The organism is Paenibacillus sepulcri, assembly GCF_042647105.1.
GTDB classification, from domain to species: Bacteria; Bacillota; Bacilli; order Paenibacillales; family Paenibacillaceae; genus Paenibacillus_Z; species Paenibacillus_Z sepulcri.
In genome coordinates, this window is record NZ_JBHRUP010000001.1 from 4,906,388 (window position 1) to 4,925,359 (window position 18,972).

17 protein-coding genes are annotated in these 18,972 nt (G+C 50.7%); 14 read left to right on the forward strand and 3 right to left on the reverse strand.

The window, feature by feature from the left end; all coding sequences use genetic code 11:
* Window positions 1–19 precede the first annotated feature (19 nt).
* The 5 genes from ACFOLF_RS21715 (at window position 20) to ACFOLF_RS21735 (ending at window position 5,990) form a co-directional block, all read left to right on the forward strand.
* Window positions 20–910 (forward strand): ABC transporter permease, encoded by an 891-nt coding sequence (locus ACFOLF_RS21715; RefSeq protein WP_210045808.1) that lies wholly within the window; start codon window positions 20–22, stop codon window positions 908–910.
* A gap of 17 nt (window positions 911–927) precedes the next feature.
* A complete protein-coding gene (locus ACFOLF_RS21720; RefSeq protein WP_210045807.1) occupies window positions 928–1,821 on the forward strand; it encodes a carbohydrate ABC transporter permease in 894 nt (297 codons plus the stop codon).
* Window positions 1,822–1,923: 102 nt separating this feature from the next.
* A complete protein-coding gene (locus ACFOLF_RS21725; RefSeq protein ID WP_210045806.1) occupies window positions 1,924–3,306 on the forward strand; it encodes a response regulator transcription factor in 1,383 nt (460 codons plus the stop codon).
* Window positions 3,300–5,036, forward strand: coding sequence for a cache domain-containing sensor histidine kinase (locus ACFOLF_RS21730; RefSeq protein WP_210045805.1), 1,737 nt, complete (start codon window positions 3,300–3,302; stop codon window positions 5,034–5,036). Before ACFOLF_RS21725 ends, ACFOLF_RS21730 begins: the two co-directional genes overlap by 7 nt.
* 78 nt (window positions 5,037–5,114) lie before the next feature.
* A complete protein-coding gene (locus ACFOLF_RS21735; protein WP_210045804.1) occupies window positions 5,115–5,990 on the forward strand; it encodes a sugar phosphate isomerase/epimerase family protein in 876 nt (291 codons plus the stop codon).
* 220 nt (window positions 5,991–6,210) lie between these two features.
* Here ACFOLF_RS21735 and ACFOLF_RS21740 read toward each other — a convergent pair whose 3' ends face one another.
* Together ACFOLF_RS21740 and ACFOLF_RS21745 are read right to left on the reverse strand one after the other, a co-directional pair.
* Window positions 6,211–6,594: an ArsR/SmtB family transcription factor gene (locus ACFOLF_RS21740; RefSeq protein ID WP_210045803.1), complete on the reverse strand. Its 384-nt coding sequence runs from the start codon at window positions 6,592–6,594 to the stop codon at window positions 6,211–6,213.
* Window positions 6,581–7,006: an SRPBCC family protein gene (locus ACFOLF_RS21745; protein ID WP_210045802.1), complete on the reverse strand. Its 426-nt coding sequence runs from the start codon at window positions 7,004–7,006 to the stop codon at window positions 6,581–6,583. The genes ACFOLF_RS21740 and ACFOLF_RS21745 overlap by 14 nt, the downstream gene beginning before the upstream one ends.
* A gap of 220 nt (window positions 7,007–7,226) precedes the next feature.
* Here ACFOLF_RS21745 and ACFOLF_RS21750 point away from each other — a divergent pair, with 220 nt between their 5' ends.
* From ACFOLF_RS21750 to ACFOLF_RS21790, 9 genes are all read left to right on the forward strand, one after another.
* Window positions 7,227–9,047 carry a sensor histidine kinase gene (locus ACFOLF_RS21750; RefSeq protein ID WP_210045801.1) on the forward strand — a complete coding sequence of 607 codons (1,821 nt, stop codon included), beginning with the start codon at window positions 7,227–7,229 and terminating at the stop codon, window positions 9,045–9,047.
* Window positions 9,022–10,611: a response regulator gene (locus tag ACFOLF_RS21755; protein ID WP_210045800.1), complete on the forward strand. Its 1,590-nt coding sequence runs from the start codon at window positions 9,022–9,024 to the stop codon at window positions 10,609–10,611. The genes ACFOLF_RS21750 and ACFOLF_RS21755 overlap by 26 nt, the downstream gene beginning before the upstream one ends.
* Before the next feature lie 316 nt (window positions 10,612–10,927).
* The gene (locus tag ACFOLF_RS21760; RefSeq protein ID WP_210045799.1) at window positions 10,928–11,473 is read left to right on the forward strand and encodes a hypothetical protein; all 546 of its coding nucleotides are present in this window, start codon (window positions 10,928–10,930) and stop codon (window positions 11,471–11,473) included.
* Window positions 11,474–11,675: 202 nt separating this feature from the next.
* Complete coding sequence (locus tag ACFOLF_RS21765) at window positions 11,676–12,086, forward strand: MerR family transcriptional regulator (protein ID WP_210045798.1); 411 nt, start codon at window positions 11,676–11,678, stop codon at window positions 12,084–12,086.
* A 202-nt stretch (window positions 12,087–12,288) separates the two neighbouring features.
* Window positions 12,289–13,200, forward strand: coding sequence for a carbohydrate ABC transporter permease (locus ACFOLF_RS21770; RefSeq protein WP_210045797.1), 912 nt, complete (start codon window positions 12,289–12,291; stop codon window positions 13,198–13,200).
* Between the two features lie 13 nt (window positions 13,201–13,213).
* Window positions 13,214–14,053 (forward strand): carbohydrate ABC transporter permease, encoded by an 840-nt coding sequence (locus ACFOLF_RS21775; protein WP_210045796.1) that lies wholly within the window; start codon window positions 13,214–13,216, stop codon window positions 14,051–14,053.
* 108 nt (window positions 14,054–14,161) lie between these two features.
* Entirely contained in the window at window positions 14,162–15,547 is a 1,386-nt protein-coding gene (locus ACFOLF_RS21780) for an extracellular solute-binding protein (RefSeq protein WP_210045795.1), read from the forward strand.
* Between the two features lie 95 nt (window positions 15,548–15,642).
* Entirely contained in the window at window positions 15,643–17,298 is a 1,656-nt protein-coding gene (locus ACFOLF_RS21785) for an MGH1-like glycoside hydrolase domain-containing protein (protein ID WP_379113704.1), read from the forward strand.
* 26 nt (window positions 17,299–17,324) lie between these two features.
* Window positions 17,325–18,215 carry a glycoside hydrolase family 43 protein gene (locus tag ACFOLF_RS21790; RefSeq protein WP_210045794.1) on the forward strand — a complete coding sequence of 297 codons (891 nt, stop codon included), beginning with the start codon at window positions 17,325–17,327 and terminating at the stop codon, window positions 18,213–18,215.
* 98 nt (window positions 18,216–18,313) lie between these two features.
* Here the strand turns inward: ACFOLF_RS21790 and ACFOLF_RS21795 are convergent, their stop codons facing one another.
* Window positions 18,314–18,970, reverse strand: a complete 657-nt coding sequence (locus ACFOLF_RS21795) for a nitroreductase family protein (protein WP_210045793.1) — start codon at window positions 18,968–18,970, stop codon at window positions 18,314–18,316.
* Window positions 18,971–18,972: the final 2 nt, after the last annotated feature.

The following is an 18,972-nucleotide window of genomic DNA, read 5'->3' on the forward strand; positions in this document are numbered from 1 at the left end:
TGGATGACGGTGGTTAGCGATGAAAAACAAAAAGACCTATCTTCATTATCATGCGATGCTGCTTCCCGGCATGATTCTGCTGATTATTTTCAGCGTTCTTCCCATGCTGGGAATTGCCATTGCCTTTCAGGACTTCATACCGGGCAAATCGGTCTGGAAACAGGAATGGTCAGGCTTTGATAATTTTGATTTCATGTTTCATCTGAAGGATATCCGCAGTGTATTTATGAACACCCTGATTATTGCCGTTCTCAAGACGATTGCCAATCTGATCGTCCCGATTGTGTTTGCTCTTTTGCTTCATGAGGTACGCCTCAGCTGGTTTAAGCGCTGGGTGCAGACGATCGTTTACCTGCCGCATTTTATGTCCTGGGTCATTTTGTCGGGCGTGCTGGCATCCATCTTTTCACTGGATGGCGTCGTCAATCAACTGTTTGGTTTGTTTGGCTTCGAGGGCAGGATCTTCCTGGCCGACAATACCTGGTTCCGCGGTATTCTGGTTGGAAGCGATGTATGGAAGGAATTCGGATTTAATACGATCGTTTATTTGGCCGCACTTACGGCCATTAATCCGGCTTTGTACGAGGCTGTAGCTATTGACGGCGCGGGACGCATGCAGCGGCTGCTCCATATCACCCTGCCGGGTATTGCTCCGACGATTGTGCTGCTATCCACACTAAGCTTGGGAAATATATTGAATGCGGGCTTTGACCAGGTATTTAATTTATATAATCCGCTTGTTTATTCTTCAAGCGATATCATCGACACGTATGTCTATCGAATCGGTCTTCTGGAGCAGCAGTACGGTCTTGCGACCGCCGTTGGGCTGCTGAAATCGGTTGTCAGCATTATTCTCATCATTGTTTCGTATCTGTTAGCCGCCAGATTTGCCAAATACCGAATATTCTAGTTGGAAGGGAATCGATCATGGTAAGATCACAAACGTTATCCGTTCGGCTTGTCGACGCGGGAATCCTTATCTTTCTGGCTGTCGTCACCCTGCTGAGTCTATACCCGACCTGGTACACGGTAGTGCTTTCCTTCAGTGAGAAAGCATCGGCTAATGCGGGACTTGTTCGTTTCTTTCCTGTCGGGTTTAATCTGAGCTCCTACCAGATCGTGCTGGGGGATGAGAAATTTTTTACGGCCTTCGGCGTTTCCGTTAAGCGGGTGCTCCTGGGCGGGGCGATCAATTTTGCCGTTACGGTGCTGATGGCCTATCCGCTGTCCAAGCAGCCGAAACTGTTTCCCGGGCGCAATATCTATATGTGGTTTCTGGTTGTGTGCATGCTGTTTACTGCCGGGCTTATTCCATTGTTCATCGTTGTAACCACATTGGGCCTGCAGAACAGTATTTGGGCCCTGGTTCTCCCGACAGCGGTACCGGTGCTCAATGTCATTCTGGTGATGAATTTCTTCCGCAGCCTGCCCAAGGAATTGGAGGAGGCCGCGGTGGTCGATGGATCCGGCCCCTGGAAAACGCTTATCCTGATCTATCTGCCGCTCGCGCTGCCATCGCTGGCCACCGTTTCGTTGTTCAGCATCGTTAACCATTGGAATGCTTTTCTGGATGGCTTGATCTTCATGAACAGGCCGGAGCAGTATCCGCTCCAGACCTATATTCAACAGCTGGTCGTCAGGATCGATCCCGAGCTGATAAAAAGCTTAACCACCGAGCAGTTGATCAAGGTTATGAATACTTCCGAGAGAACCCTGAATGCGGCGAAGCTGGTCGTGGCGATGGTGCCGATTCTGATCATTTATCCTTTTTTGCAGCGTTATTTTGTACATGGAATTGTAATGGGCTCGGTAAAAGAGTGAGTTGGCGCCTCCTTGAAAATAAATGCGACTGTGGCTATGATAGCTAGAACAACCCATTCGACCTATTTCGCGGGCATTTGCATAAAGGAGTGAGAGCTAGCCATGATCAAGGCATTAATTGTGGATGACGAGAAATTAGTCAGAAAGGGCCTTATCACCACGACCCCGTGGGCTCGCTTTGGCATTGAGATTGTGGGTGAGGCAAGCAATGGAAAAGCAGCTTTGGCCTATTTGAGGAACCATGAGGTCGATTTGCTTATTGCCGATTTGACGATGCCCGTTATGGGAGGGCTCGAATTGATGAGAAGAGTCAAGCAGCAATACCCGAGCGTCTGGAGCGTTGTGCTGACCTGCCATCAGGAATTTGAGCATATTCAGGAATCCATGCGTGTCGGTGCCATCGATTATATCGTAAAGACGCAGCTCGAGAAGGAAAGCGTGGAGAAGGTGCTCTCCCGCATTACCGGCAGAATTCGCATGGAAGAAGCACACAGGGCGATAGCCCCGGTCCGGGAGAAAAAGGTTGGCGGCATTCTGGTCGATCTCTCGGTCTCCCCCTCACAGGCCCTTCCCGAAGAATCCGGTACGCACCGTTTCCTGGCTGTTGGCGTTGGGATGTGGCTTAGCCTGGATTGGGAAGAAAGCCAATTGAAGCAGCTCCATCAGAGTCTCTTGGGTTCAACAGAATTACGCCTGGTCATCGTCACGGATATGAAGGACAACCCTCTGCTTCAGCATAAAAAGTCGCTTCAGGCAGCTGTCTCCGCCACCTTGTTCTTTGAAGGCTCCGTCAACCAGACGGTTTATGAAATATCCCAGCAGCAGCTGCTGAATTTTCATAGGGGCGACAGAAATGAAGGGATGGAATCGTCTGTCTACCAGGAATGGGAGGCCCTGCACTGGGTTTATCAGGATGCGGTCTTTGAAAAGCTGCTCCAGGACAGCAAGCAGTCTATTCCCGACCGGACTCGTCTTCTCAACATCATTTATTCATCCATTTGCCCATGGCAGGAGATTTTCCCTGAGGGGATCCACCGGGAATACATGAAAGAATGCTATGCTTTGTTTTTTTGGGATGATCATGTGCGTTTCCTTGAGGCCATACGCAATGATTTGCTGAAAGGCATGCAGGCCTTTCCCTACTCCTTCGAAGTGATCGTCAGTATCGTGAAGGCGATCGGTTACATGCAGCAGCATGTTTCTGTCAGCCGTGACGAGCTGGCCGCTTTAGTCTTCATGAGCAGCGGGTATTTCAGCGAATGCTTCCAGATGCTGACGGGGAAGCCGTTCGGCAAATATTTGAAGGAACTCCGAATGGCTAAAGCAGGGAAGCTTCTCGCGCTCACCAGCATTCCCATGTATGCGGTCGCTTCGGAAGTGGGCTATAAGGATGAGAAATATTTCAGCAAATTGTTTCGCGATCACACGGGACAATATCCGACCGACTACCGCAAGAATCTCCTGAAGAGCGGGGACGCATGGTGAAGGGCGGAGGGAGTCAGGTCAAGCACCATTCGCTGAAGAATAGGCTGATTACGATACTGTTTCTCTATACGCTCATTCCGCTGCTGCTTTTGGGAATCGTATCCTATCTGTCGATCCAGAATATTTATCGCAACAAAATCGAGAGCGGGATTAACAACACGCTTGAAAATATATCGATCTCTCTGGAGAATACGCTGAGCAATATGGAATACGCCTCCTTGCAGCTGTCAGCGGAGGGCAGCGTAGGCCAGGACCTGTATGCGATGCTGTCCAACCCCAGTATCGTAGCGAAGTTTCGCAGCCAGCAGGAAATCCGCGCGAGCATGAACCTGATTAATTTTACCAATAAGGATTTAGGCTTGATGCTTTATTATTTTTCCGAGAACGGAACGGTAAATTTTGAGACTATGGCTGTCAATCAGGAATATCTCTTCAACCAGACGCTGCTTGCGCGGACTAAAGGGGGAGAATTTTACGGCCCTCATCAGACAGCCTATACATTCGGGAATAATCAGGTGTTTTCTTTTTTGCGTCCGGTTGATGTGACCAATTCGGATCAGAAGCCCATTTATATCTACGTGGAGACCAATCTGTCGTTGTTTGAAAAAATACTGGCCAAAGCCAAATACGGGATGCCCGTTGTCAATTATCTGACCAATGAGGATGGCATCATCGTCTATAGCGACGACGAAATGAAGTATCCGCTTGGAACGGCCGTAACGGATAACGCGCTTCATTCCACCATCCTGTTCAATAAGACCAGTGAGCAAGGCTGGACACTGGGGGTCGCCATTGAGCGTCATGCCTTTAATATTGAATTTCGCAAATGGCTCTACACCTATATGGGAACCGGTTTGCTGTGCCTGGCTTTGAGCGTGCTGCTTGCTTCCCTTGTATGGCGCATCGTATACCGGCCGTTAAAAAAAATACAAATGCAGCTGACGATTACGAATGAGGATCATTCGCCGGCCATAATCAAGATGACGGGCATCGTCGAATTTGATTCCCTGCTGAGAGAGTTTCAGAGCTCGCGGGATCATGTGCTTGTATTGTTCAAGGAGATTGAGGGCAAGGAAAGGGACAAGGCCCGTCTGGAAGTGGAGAAGCTGCTGTATCAGATCAATCCCCACTTTATTCACAATACCTTGAACACGATCCAATGGATTGCACGCATGAATAATCAGGAGGAAATCTATCGTTTGATTTCCATATTTACGCGAATTCTTCATCATAACCTGGGCAAGGAAGGCAGCTTTGTTCTGCTGCAGGACGAGATCAAGGCGATGCAGGATTACATTGCGCTGCAGGGTATACGGTACGACTGCACCTTTGATGTCCGAATCGCTATCGAGGAAGGCATTCATCATGCCTATGTGCCCCGTTTTATTTTACAGCCCTTATTGGAAAATGCCTTATATCATGGAATGGGCGAAGAAACGGGAGAAGGCGCCATAGAAGTCCGCATTCATGCGGATAGCAGCTACCTCTATATCAATGTATCCGACAGCGGCGCCGGGATGACCGAAGAGCAGGTAAACCTGCTGTTAAGCCCCGCGAAGGGCGGCGGCAGTCTGGGTTACGGAATCGGGCTGCAGTATGTATTCAGCATGATTAAGGTCTATTACGGGAATGAGGCCCAAATCGATATTGTCAGTAAAATCGATCAGGGTACGACGATTTTTTTGCGGCTTCCCTTGAATCAGCTTCAGGACAGGGGCTATTACGAGTGAGCAGCGTGAAGATTGGATGGGCAAGGAGCAGGGACATCGGCAGGCCATTCTGAAACAAAACCGGGAGGAATAAGCAGTATGTTAGCAAACAATAAGCTTGGTGTCATTGTTGACAGCTTTGGATTAGGCGTTCGAAAGGGTTTGCTTCGGGCAAAGGAGATTGGAGCGGACGGCGTGCAGATTTATGCGGTGGAAGGGGAAATGGACCCGGCGAATCTGAAGCCGGCTGACCGCAGGGAGCTGTGTGATTATTTTGCTTCTCATGGGATGGAGATCAGTGCGCTGTGCGGGGAGATGGGGGGCCACGGCTTCCAGGACAAGATCGTCAATCCCATGAAAATCGAGAAATCCAAGCGTATTCTTGACCTGGCTGTCGAGCTTGGTACGAATATCGTCACTACGCATATCGGTCCTGTTCCCGAAGATACGGAGAGCGAGGTTTACGAGGAAATGCAGAAGGCATGCGCGGAGTTGAACGGGTATGCCAACAGCCTGAATGCGTATTTTGCCATTGAGACGGGACCGGAATCGCCGGCGAATCTCAAACGATTTCTGGATTCGCTCGGTTCCCGCGGCGTAGCCGTCAACTATGACCCCGCCAATCTGGTAATGGTGAATGGGTATGATGCGGTCGAAGGGGTGAGGATTCTCAAGGATTATATTGTGCATACGCATGTAAAGGACGGCATCCGGTACAAGGAATTTGATTCACGGTATGTGTATGTGCCGCTGGGGTATGAGCCATGGGATTTGAAGGAAGTTTCGAAGCTGGTTTCCTCCGGGGAGTACTTCCGCGAGGTCGCGCTCGGTGAAGGGCAGGTAGACTTCAAGGCCTATTTTGCCGCTCTGGACGAGATAGGCTACAAGGGTTATGTGACCGTCGAGCGTGAAGTGGAAAACCCGGAAGCCGATATCCGCAAAGCGATTGATTTCATTAGGCAGTATCAGGTTTAGCAGGAACTCTTGTAGAATTCACCAACAGAGCCGATTATTATTCGGTACTTGATGAAGCCCATATAACCGGTGCTGCCGGGGGATTTACGGGACTGGCCACAGCCGCAGCGGATCGTTATTTGCCCATATCCAAAAGGAATGCCCGGACTCCTGCGATTTTACAGGAATTCAGGCATTCTTTGAGAAGATGCAGCCCTTCGAAGGAGAACCGGCCCTTCCGTTATTCCCCGCTCTGAGATTCTCCCGGAAGCGGTAGGTCGCCCTGCGCAGTATCTTCCTCCACATAACGCCGGAGCGCGGACATCTTGTTGTCCCAGTACCGCTCGTAATAGGCAAGCCATCGCTTCAGCTCCAGCAGGGGCTCGGGATCGAGCCGGTAGCGGGTCTCGCGGCCAACCTTCCGCTCGCGGAGCAGGCCGGCATCCGTCAGGATGCGAAGATGCTTGGATACCGCAGTCCGGGACATGGGATAATGTCCGGAAATGCTGGTGACGGGCATTTCCTTCCCGTCGAGCAGCATCAGCAGACTGCGGCGGGTAGGATCGGCGATCGCCTGGAATACATCATGCTTCGGGACGGATGCGGCCGCATCACGCTTCGACATATTTGCCCAATGCGGCGGTAAGACCCGCCCAGCCCTGAGCCATGTTCTCGCGGATCTGCGTGTGGGACTGGCCGAATTCGGTAACCTTGTCCACATCCCAGCCGCTATGGATCAGGGTGATTTCCGTCTTGCCTGCGAGATCGGCCAGCTCGAAGGTCAGCGTCCAGTCCTTGCCCCACAGGAAGGACAGGCGGTTCGGAGGATCGATCTCCGTTACTTTGCAGGGAGAGCTCCCGTATGGCCCTGCCTCCAGATGAAATTCATAACCTTCCTCCGGCTTGAAGTCATTAGGCATAAACCAGGCCGCGATTCCCTCCGATGTGGCAACGGCATCCCATACCTTCTGAATAGGCGCGTTAAATACATGCGTTTGCCGGATATCCGGCAGTGATCCTTGTGCGTTGTCATTCATGAGAAATCCTCCAATAGTGTTTTTTAAAAATAGGAAACTATTTGGTTTCGCTTTAACATTATATGACACCATTTAGTTTCGTGTCAATCACGGTATCCGAAGCCGATACTGAGCCTGTTTAACATGAACAATTCACCTGTCCGTTCCGAAAGAGGATTGCTTGATTGTGCCCGAATGGGTATTATAAGGCTTATTCGGGTTTACAGAGGGGCTGAAGGGATTGTTTTATTCCTTAAAGAACCGGCTGATCGCCATCTTTGTCCTGCTGCTTGTGTTCTCCGCAGGAACGATGTCGGTGCTGCTGTTCAATCAATCGCGTTCTATTATCCGGTCATATATTGAATCCTCCGCCCGGGAGAAGATGGATGAGTATGGTTCTTTTATCCACATGGCGCTGGTGCAAACCTATGATTTGTCCTCTATCGTCTTTAACAGCGACACGACGAAGGGCTGGAATGATGCGATGGCGGACAAGACGCTGAGCGAAGGCGAGAAGATGCTGTACAACATCGATTTGAGCAAGTTTCTGACCAAGACCATCAACAGCTATACAAGTGTATCCTCTGTATCGGTTTACCGGCAGGGGGGGCTTCGGATCAGCGCGGATAATCAGGTGGTGAAGGACAGCACGTTCATGTCCACGGACTGGTATCAGAACTTCAAGAATCACAGCGTGCAGTGGGTGTCGGCTCATAACGACCCGGATGAGCAGACCAGCATCAAGCCTTATCAGGTCGTCAGTCTGCTGCTGCCGATCGGCACCTTCGAGCCCTCGCTCTCGAAGAGCCTCATGAAAGTCAATGTAAAGTCGGACTTCTTGCTGGAGCCCTTAAACGGCATTCATCTTGGTGAAAGCGGTACGATTTTTCTGCTGGATGCGGAAGGAAAGCCTATTTTATCCCAGGATGAATATTACATGCATCAAGAAACGATTGCCCAGGTGGAGAACATCCGCAAGATGCCGTCGATTCAGGGCGTGGTTTATTTGCGCAATAAGTCCGGGTCTACTGATGTGCTCGTTTATAAAAAGCTGGAGCGCTACGACTGGATGCTGGTTGGCTTCGTTCCCGAGGGTGAGCTGTATGCCAAGCTGACCAAGCTCCGAACTTATATTATCGTTTTTACGACTTTATTATGTATTGCTGCCATATTGGTGGCAAGCTGGCTGTCTGTTGGCATAACGAAGCCGCTCTCCCGGCTGGCTTCGGCCATGCGTTCCATTCAATCAGGCGATTTCGACATGGCGGAGAACCGGATACCGCCGGAGAAGAGCATCCGCAATGAGGTCGGCTTCGTGACCGAAGCCTTCCGCAATATGGTCAGGCGGCTCAGGGATCATATCAAGACGGAGTTCGAGCTCAAGCTGCTCCGGCAGCAGGCGGAGTACAAGGCGCTGCTGATGCAGATCAACCCGCATTTTATCTTCAACACGCTGGAGCTTCTGACCAGTCTGTCCATGCAGAAGCGCACGGATGATACGGTTCATGTCATTGAGTCGCTGGGCAAAATGATGCGTTATTCGCTCAAAGTAAACCATGATACAATATCGCTCACGGAAGAGCTGACGTATTTGAACTACTACACGTCGATCCTGCAGATTCGTTTCCGCGAACGGTTGGAAATTAACATGATTAAGGAGGGGAAGCTGGATGATTTGCAGGTCATCAAGTTTATTCTGCAGCCCCTTGTGGAAAATGCCGTCAAATACGGCTTCCAGCACCGGAACGGCGCTGCTGTCCGCATCGGAATCCGCAGGGAGGGCATGCAGCTTGCGCTCTCCGTTGCAGATAACGGGCCGGGTATCCCGCCGGAGATCATCCAGCGGCTGCAGGCGGAATCCGCTTCGGTGCAGCTCGATCATGTGCTCAACAACGAAACCAGTCAGATCGGCCTGAGGAATGTGCTGATCCGCTGCCGCCTTTATTACGGAGCTCTCTTCAGCTTCAACATTGAATCCTATTATGGGCAAGGAACGACCATTACATTAATTTTGCCTGCACAGGAGGGAAACCCGGATGTATCGAGCATTGATCGTGGATGATGAACCGGACATCAGACTTGGCCTGCAGCTTAAGGTGGATTGGAACAGTCTGAATGCCACAGTCGCGGCGGAGGCCGCCAATGGAGCTGAAGCGCTGGAGAAGCTTCAACTGGAAGAGATCGATATTATGATTGCCGATATGAATATGCCGGTCATGAACGGGGTTTCCCTGCTGGAGGCCTGCAGCAGGCAGTTTCCCGCCCTTAAGGTCATTGTCGTGACAGGTTACGAAGATTTTCATTACGCCAAGGCGGCCCTGAAGAATCAGGCCCGGGATTATCTGCTGAAGCCGGTATCCAGGGAAGAACTGCTGACGGCGCTTACGCGTGTAATCGGCGAGCTGGATGACGAGCGCAAGGATGAAGATGAACAGAAGCTGGTCCAGTGGCGGCTTTCCCAGTATTTTAAGGAAATGAAGGAGCATTTTATCCTCTATATTGTCAAGGAGGAGCTGAAGCGGAAGGATGATGTGATCGAGCGTTCCAGACGCTTTGGGCTGGATGACTGGGATGAGAGGCGCGTGCGCTTCCTGACGGCAGGCCTTCGGGAGCGGTCGGTGCATAATGATGCGCAGCTGCGCACCCCGGATAAATTTCATATGCCCTTCGAAATGGTCTGCCGGGAATTCGCCCAAACGTATCCGGCTTCGGAACAGCCGCAGGTATTTCGCGATGCCAATTATCCGGGCCTGATGCATTTCATCCTGCCCGATGACGAGCATGGAATTGCTGTGTTCGCGGCTGCTTTACGCGCATGCATTGCGGAGCAGCTGGCGTTTGAGCCGACGATTGGCATCGGGCAGCCGGTTACGGGTTTCCAGTCCTGGAAGGAGGGCTGCATGTCTTCCCTGCTGGAGTGGAATTTCTCGCAGAACCGGATGGACCGCAAATCCGAAGAGCAGGGTGACGCCAAGGCGGTGCTGACCGAGGATATGTCGAAGGTGATTCACCGGTACATCATCAATGGAGAGCTGGGCGCTTTTGAGGAAACCATCCACAAGGAGCTCGCGGAGGCCTTCAGGCAATCCCAGGCGCGTTTTGTCAAATTGATTGTTCAATTTTATTTTCTGCTGGATGCTCTGGCTCACTCTGCAGGCGTCGAGCTTGCGGGCAGGGAGCAGCTGTGGATCAGGCCCGACCGTGTGCTGGAGTTCGATACGGTGGAGAAGGCGGAGAGCTTTCTCGTCGCATTAGGCAGCAAAATCCACAAGACCCAGGCGGATTCGGAGGATGCGGAGTTCTCCGTCGTGCAGGCGGCCCAGCAGTTCATCCATCAGAATTATATGGTCGAGCTTAATCTGAACATGCTGGCGGAACGCTTTAATTACAACCGTTCTTATTTCTCCGAGCTGTTCAAATCCAAGGTAGGCATAAGCTTCATCCAGTATGTGACGGAGGTGCGCATGGAGCAGGCTGTCAGGCTGCTGAAGGAGACAACGCTCGGTTTATGGGATATTGCCGAGTTGACCGGCTTCTCCAATGCAAGCTACTTCAGCTCCAAATTCAAGCGGATGTATGGGATTTCTCCTTCGGAGTTCCGGATTGCCAACCGGGGTAAGGATTGAGAGGGATGAGCCTGTTGTTCTAATTGGGGACCCGTAGTATTCTTTGAGGTTGCTGAGAACGTTAGCGTTTTGGTCATTCGTAATTCCTTTCTTCTTCGTGAAAATCAGAGCAAGGAATTCTGCGATTCTTAGCGCTATTAGGGGTCACTCTCGTCAGAGTGGCTTTTTTTATGTCGAATGAAAAGAAAGAAAATTTTACGACAATTTCCAACAAAAGAAAAGGACCTTAGTCTAATTATCAAGAGTAGTGAATAATGGCATTCTTACGTATAGATAGCCGGCCGGCTTCCGACAAATTTTGAGGGAAGTGATCGTTTTGTTGGTGTTAAAGAAGAAGTCTTTTTGGATTGCAATTGTTGCTGTTTCATTATTCGTTACATCCAGTTTCGTATATGGTGATAGTGTGAGTGAGAACCGTACGTTGGAGCAACGTAATCAGTCTTTAGAAGAGCAGGTAGCCAAACTGCAGAAGCTTTATCTGCCCTATCGAACTTATCCGGAATATAGAGATCATGCTAGTGGGTATTCTGAGTCAAGAAGCCCATTAGGTAATGTGATTTTTAAAGTACGCATGGTCATAAATCAAGAATTCTCAAATGAAGCATTTAAACTGGAGGATCATTTAAGTGATTTCTATATAAGCGTTGATGGTGAACCCTTTGTGAATAGTTCATCTGTTGAATCAACTGATGTTGCAGGAACTTTTAAAATCAAACCATATACTGGATACAACGGAGAAATTATTAATTACATCATTGAAATCATAACGAAAGAAGAAATTCCATTTACTTCTAAAATCAAAATAACAAGTAACGAAATGTTCCCGGACTACACATTAATCAAATATAAGAAAAGTTGGTAACTCTGGCATTTATTTTGCTCAGTGGGAATAATGGAATTCTCAAGTAGATAAACTGTCGTCCTAGAGGCGAGTGGACTCAAATTAACCGCCATTGGAGAATATATAATAACTTGACATGGAGTAAGCTCCATGGGGTAAGATGCAGATGGGAAAACGAACAAGTTAGCCGGAAACGTCAACAGGCAAAGGAGAGGGCCGAGTGATGGAGGAGCCAACATTTACAATCGCAGATATTTCCAAAAATACGGGTCTCAGTTACGATACAATCCGTTATTATGAGAAAATCGGGCTGCTGCCGCCTGCAAAGCGCAAGGATAACGGACAGCGGGAATACGACAAGCGCGATCTCGACCGTTTCATCTTCATTACCCATCTTAAACGGACTCATATGCCGCTGAAGGAAATTGAACGGTATATGACGATGGCATCCGATCAAAAATACTCAAGCTGCTACAGCGTGCTCTGTGAGCACAAACTCAGAATAGAGTCGGAATTGGCGGATATGAACGCTACTTTAGAAATCATGAAATACAAAATGGATCACTTTCAAGATATGATGAAGCGCTCAGGATTAAGCGCAGATGTGACTGAAGAGCAGGTTCATCATCGTTGACCGCGAAGCGAAAATATGGAACAGAGCAAGCAGCCCCGAACAATCCAACGTTCAGGGTTTTTTTTTCTGCAGCGGCAGCAACCTGAAAAAAACGATAGCGATATGCCGAAGAATTAGAATTCAATCCCGAAGCCATAATCCGTATGCTTGAATCATCGGATCGCCCGTTCGATCCATGTTGCGCAAGGAGGAGGCTTTTTTCATGCAAAAAACTCGTAAATCAGCCCTTTGGCGTCAGAACAGGACCGCATATCTATTTTTGCTTCCATGGCTGATCGGCTTCTTCTGTCTCACGCTTGGTCCCATGCTGGGCTCCTTGTTTTTGTCCTTGACCAAGTTCAATCTGCTCACGCCTCCCAAATGGCTGGGATTCGGGAACTATCAGGAAATTTTCACGAAAGACGATTCGTTCTACAACTCCTTATCGCTGACCTTCAAGTATGTGCTCTTCTCGGTGCCGCTCAAGCTGATCTTTGCTCTTCTGGTCGCAATGGCGCTCAACAAGGGAATCCGGGCATTGGGCATTTACCGGACCGTCTACTACATTCCTTCGCTGCTTGGCGGCAGTGTGGCCATTGCGATTGTATGGAGACGAATCTTCGAAGGAGACGGGCTGTTCAATCATTTTCTCGGCTGGTTCGGGATTCAGGGACCTTCCTGGATATCCAATCCGGATACGATCATGTACACGATTATTACGCTCTCGGTATGGCAGTTCGGATCGGCGATGGTCATCTTTATGGCCGGCCTGAAGCAGATACCCGGTGATTTGTACGAAGCGTCCGAGGTGGATGGCGCGGGCAAGACCCGGCAGTTCTTCCAGATCACGCTGCCCATGCTCTCGCCGGTTATTTTCTTTAATCTGGTGATGGGGCTCATCAATTCCTTCCAGGTGTTCACGCCCGGTTATGTGATCGGGGACGGACGGGGAGGTCCGATCGACTCGACATTGTATTATACGCTTTATCTATACCTGAAAGGCTTCTCGTTCTTCGAAATGGGTTATGCATCGGCACTGGCCTGGATCATGCTGGTCATTATCGGGGCATTCACGGCAATCGTATTCGTGACCTCGAAGTATTGGGTATTTTATGGAGACGATAAGGGAAAATAGGAGGTGATCACATATGGCAATGAAAAAAATATATGGTAGCATGAGCCGGCATGTTCTGATCATTGCGCTGGGACTGATTATGATGTATCCCGTGCTGTGGCTGCTGAGCAGCTCCTTCAAGCCTAATCAGCTGATCTTTTCTGACCCCGGCATCTGGCCCAAGCAGTTCACCCTGGATAATTACATCAACGGCTGGAAGGGATTGCAGGGGATTTCGTTCGGGCGGTTTTTCGCCAATTCGGCGATTATATCCGTCCTGTCGGTCTTGGGCAACGTCGTTACCTGCTCGCTGGCTGCCTTTGCTTTTGGCCGGCTGCATTTCAAGGGAAAGAGACTCTGGTTCAGCCTGATGCTCGTGACCATTATGCTTCCCTATCATGTTACGCTCGTGCCTCAATATGTTTTGTATAATCAATTTGAATGGATTAATACGTTCTTCCCGCTGATTGTTCCAAAATGGCTGGCAACGGATTCCTTCTTCATCCTGCTCATGATTCAATTCATCCGGGGCATTCCTGCTGAGCTGGATGAGAGCGCGACCATCGACGGCTGCGGTCCGGCACAGATTTATTTCAAAATCATTCTGCCGCTGCTGGTGCCGGCGCTCATCACAACCGCGATCTTCACCTTCATCTGGACATGGGATGACTTCTTCAGCCAGATGATTTATTTGAACCAGGTCAAGCTGTTTACCGTTCAGCTCGGCATCCGCTCCATGTTTGACCCGTCCGGATCATCGGATTGGGGCGCGCTGCTGGCGATGTCGGTGCTCTCCTTAATTCCGATCATGACCATATTCCTGTCGTTCCAGCGCCATTTTGTCGATGGGATCGCGACGACCGGTCTGAAATAAACCCAAATATAATAGATGCCAAGAGCCAACGAAATAGCATGTATTCATTCCGGAACTTGCATTACGATGAAAATGTAAGCGTTAAACAAATGAAGGGGGATAAACAAAATGAAGAAGCAATTATCGGTATTGATGCTTGCGCTGCTGGTGGTCGTGCTGACGGCCTGCTCCGGCGGTACGGGAGGCGGTCCCAACACGGGGAATGCGGGTAACACCGGAGATACCGGAAATACAGGAAATGCCGCGAATACAGGTGAGGACAATGCGGCAGACAACGGAGCTGCTGCAGGCAAGCAGGTCGAGCTGCGCATCATGTGGTGGGGCGACCAGAAGCGTGCCGACCGCACCAATGAAGCGCTCCGCAAATTTGAAGAGAAGAATCCCGGCATCAAGGTTGTCGGCGAGTTCTCCCCATCCTCCGGGTACTTCGACAAGCTTAATACCCAGCTTGCATCGGGAACGGCACCGGACGTATTCTTCCTCGGCGGCAATGTCGTGGATTATGCCAACAAGAATGTGCTGCTCGATCTTCAGCCCTATGTCGGCAAGCAGCTGAATCTGGACGACATGGATAAAGCGATGGTGGAGTACGGCACGATTAACGGCAAGCTTATCCATATCTCGGCAGGGGCAAATGCCCGCGGTGTGGTCGTAAATACCGAAATGTTCAAGAAAGCCGGGATGCCGGTTCCAACGGATGATTGGACCTGGGATCAATATATCGCGATCAGCAAGGAGCTGTCGGATAAGCTGGGCAAGGGATATTACGGTACGTATGATTTCACCGTTGACGGCATGGACATCGCTTTGAAGCAAAAAGGCAAACAGCTGTACGATATGGAAGCCGGCACGCTCGGTTTTGAGGAGAAGGATGCCGAAGGCTGGTTCTCTTTCTGGAACAAGGCTCATCAGACAGGCGGCGTTGTGCCGGCGGAGCTTCATGTATCCAATCCTCCGGGCGACACCAGTAAATCCTTGATCGTCACCGGCAAGGTTGCCATGGGGCTGATTCCCTCGAACCAATTTGCGGCTCATCAGAATTTGATCCAGGATCCGCTGACGCTGCTGCAGGTTCCAAAAGGCGACAAGGGCAGAGCGATCGTATTCGAATCCAGCCAGGGGATGTCCGGCTATGCCAAAACCAAGCACCCTGAGGAAGTGGCGAAGCTGATGGATTTCTGGATCAATGATCCTGATGCGGCTGCCATTCTGGGCAATGACCGCGGCGTGCCGGTTACGTCGAAAATGCGCGATCTGCTCTCGAAGGATGCTACGCCGATCGATCAAATCGTGTATGACTATACGAGCAAGGTTTCCGTAACGGCTGCAGAGGAGCAGGTTAAGGTCAGCTATAACCCTCCTGGCTTCACGGAATATTCCAAGCTTGCGGATTCCACTATGCTGGAGATCGGCTTCGGCCGGAAAAAGGTCGAGGAAGCCGTGAATGACTTCTATACCGGCGTCGTTAAAATTTTCAACAGCAACACGGAATAATAAGAAGATAAGGGCTGCTGCGCTGCAGCCTTTTCTTTTTATGGAGACCGGTGAAATGGCCGGACAAATCAATGAAAGAAATGAGGCGTTGGATCGTGGACAATGAGTTGCTGCTGGAGCGGCTTCGCACAACCAGTCCTGAGGAGCGGGCAGGGGAGCTTGGCAAGGCATCGGATCAACCGGTAATGGAGGAATGGACCCGCAGCGGCGTGAAATTCGCCGCATCGTCGCAAGGCTTCGAGGATGTCTATTACTCCGCTCTGCGCAAGCTTATGGACTGTATTGTGCCAACCGGCGGGGCTGATCCCGTTCTGCATGAGGGCGGCATATATTTGGGCTGCTGGCTGGAGAGCACGGGAACCATCAATGCGGAGCTGTTATCGAGATTTATCCCATCCGTATCGGAATCAACCTATCAGCTGTTCGCCGATTATCAGCTGGAGGACGGCTTGATGCCTTATAAGATTACGGGCCAAGGTCCGGCCTACAGACAGATTCAGCTGGTGACGCCGCTGGCCAGAAGCGTCTGGAATCATTACCTGCTTCATGGACGCAATAAGCAGTTTCTGGGCAAAATGTTCGGCGCCATGCAGCGCTATGACAAGTGGCTCGCCGTTTACCGGAATACCCGGGGAACCGGCTGCGTGGAGGCTTTCTCGACCTTTGATACCGGGCATGATCTGTCCCCGCGCTTCTGGCATATTCCCGATACGCCGCATCTGGACGACCCGAGGCAGTATAATCCCGATTCGCCGACGCTGCCTCTGTTGGCGCCGGATCTGACGGCCAATGTCTACTGCCAGCGCATGTATCTGGCGCGGATTGCAGAGGAGCTGGGAGAAACATCCGCTGCGGATTGGATCAGCCAAGCAGAGCAAAGCAAAGCGAGCTTGTTCAAGTATTGCTATGACGAGACGGATGCATTCTTCTATGATTTGGACAATAATGATCAATTTGTCCGCGTGCAGTCGGATGTTCTGCTGCGGGTTCTGGCCTGCGAGGTAGGAGACAGGGGTCTGTTCGATACCGCTCTGCGGCGATACCTGCTCAATTCAAGCAAATTCTTCGCTAAATACCCGTTCACTTCGATTGCGATGGACGATCCGAGATTTGATCCGTTCTCCAGCTATAACAGCTGGGGCGGCCCGTCCAATTTTCTCAGCCTGATCCGCACGGCGCATGCCTTCGAGCATCATCAGCGTTATGTGGAGCTGACCTGGGTGCTCTACCCGATTCTGGCGGCCATGTCCAATATGAAGCGCTTCTCCCAGGCGCTCAGCCCATGGACCGGAGAAGAAGGCTTCACCCAGACCTATTCCCCGGCCATTCTGTGCATGCTGGATTATGTGGAGCGGCTCTGCGGCATTCTGCCAAATCCGGACGGAGACATTTGGTTCACCGGACTGGTGCCTTATCCGCTTGACCACGGCGCTGAAGTCGCGAACGAAACGGCCTATTCGCGGACGATTGACGGGACGGAGTTTGAACTGCTCAATGCCCGCAGAGGCTGCACCGCTTACCGCAGCGGTGAAGCGTATATCCGTTTTCCATTCGGGATCAGGCTCGTGACGGACCGTGAGGGCAGGCTGAAGGCCGTCATCGGAATGAGCGTAAGAACGGTTGAAGGGACGCTCACCTATAAGGGGCGGGATTATTCGATTGCGGTAAAAGGCAACGAGCGGCTTGATTTCACGGACGGCGGATTTGCAAGCGTGTCGGATATCGGCGTTGTTATGCCGACCTACAGATAAGAAGACAGAACAAAGGAGTGGAGAGCGTGCTAAAGACGGAGGATATTCAAATCCGGGACCCGTTCATTGTGCCGGTTGAATCGGCAGGGACTTATTATATGTATGGCAGCACCGACAAGAATATTTGGGGCAAGGGTACCGGCTTTGACGTTTATGTGAGCCGGGATCTGGAGATGTGGGAGGGGCCGTTTCCGGTCTTCCGCCCGCCGGGCGATTTCTTCGCGGACAATAATTTCTGGGCGCCTGAGGTATACAGCTATCAGGGCCGTTATTATATGTTCGCCACCTTCCGGCGCAGGGATAATCAACTGCTCGGAACGGCGGTTCTTGCCGCCGACAGCATGATGGGACCCTTCCATCCGCATAGCGACGGACCGGTAACGCCAAGCGATTGGAGCTCGCTCGATGGTTCCCTGCACATCGATGAAGAGGGGCAGCCGTGGATGGTCTTCTGCCATGAATGGCAGCAGATTACCGACGGACAGGTATGCGCGGTCCGGCTTAGCGATGATTTGAAGCAGGCGCAGGGTGATCCTGTCCTGCTGTTCAGCGCTTCGGAAGCTCCCTGGACGACACCGCTTGCGTCCGACAAGGTGCTGGTGGGCGACAATTATGTGACAGATGGCCCGTACCTGTTCAAAGGCGAAGACGGCAGGCTCTTTATGCTGTGGGCCAGCTTTATCCATCGCAGCTATGCGCTCGGGATCGCCGTTTCTGCTTCCGGCAAGGTGACTGGACCATGGATGAACGAACCGGAGCCTCTCTACAGCAATGACGGCGGACACGGCATGCTTTTCCGCACCTTCGAAGGCAAGCTGATGCTGACGATCCATACCCCGAACAAAACGCCTCTTGAGAGGCCGATTTTCATCGAGGTTGAAGAGAGTAATGGCAAGCTCAGGGTAACAGGAAGCTAGCGTTAAGCACCTTCGGCTCCCCACATCAATAGTGGTTCTGAAGGTGCTCTATCTCCGTATCGGGATCCCATTGATTGCCTCATTCTTTGGACCCCTTTTTAGGATGGGAAAGACATATCATTCCAGCGTGTGACTTCATCTACAGACAATCGAATCGATGGAATTCCTTCTTTCGCAGCTTTCCCGATCGCAATCAGCAAGACAGAAACGTAACGCTCGCCAATTCTGAAAGCTTCTTTGAATTTATCCAGATCATAACCAGCCATTGGCACAGTATCGTAGCCCCTTGCTTTGGCAGCAAGCATTAATTGCATGGATACGAGGCCTCCGTCAATATAGGCATATTTGCTTTTGAGTTCGTAAGGAAACCCCTCATACATGTTTAATGTATTTCTGACTTTCCTTTCTTTTGCGCTCTCCGTCATATATCCGGCTTGAACCGTACGATCATAAATCGTATCCGTGTATTTAAAGTTCTCCAGATCACCCAGTACAGCAATGACAGCGGCAGCTTCGACAACCTGCTTTTGATTTAAGGCAATCGGAAGCAGCCTCTCTTTCAACGGTTGTGAGTCGATGACCAGAAAACGCCAGGATTGCAAATTAGTACCGGATGGAGCTTGAATGGCTTCTCCTAATAGTTCCTTGATCTCATCCCTTGAAATTTTGATTGTCGGGTCAAAGGTTCGGACGGCACGTCGTTCGCGCATTACCGTAGACAAAGGAATACTTTGCGAAGCAGATGTTGTTGACATTT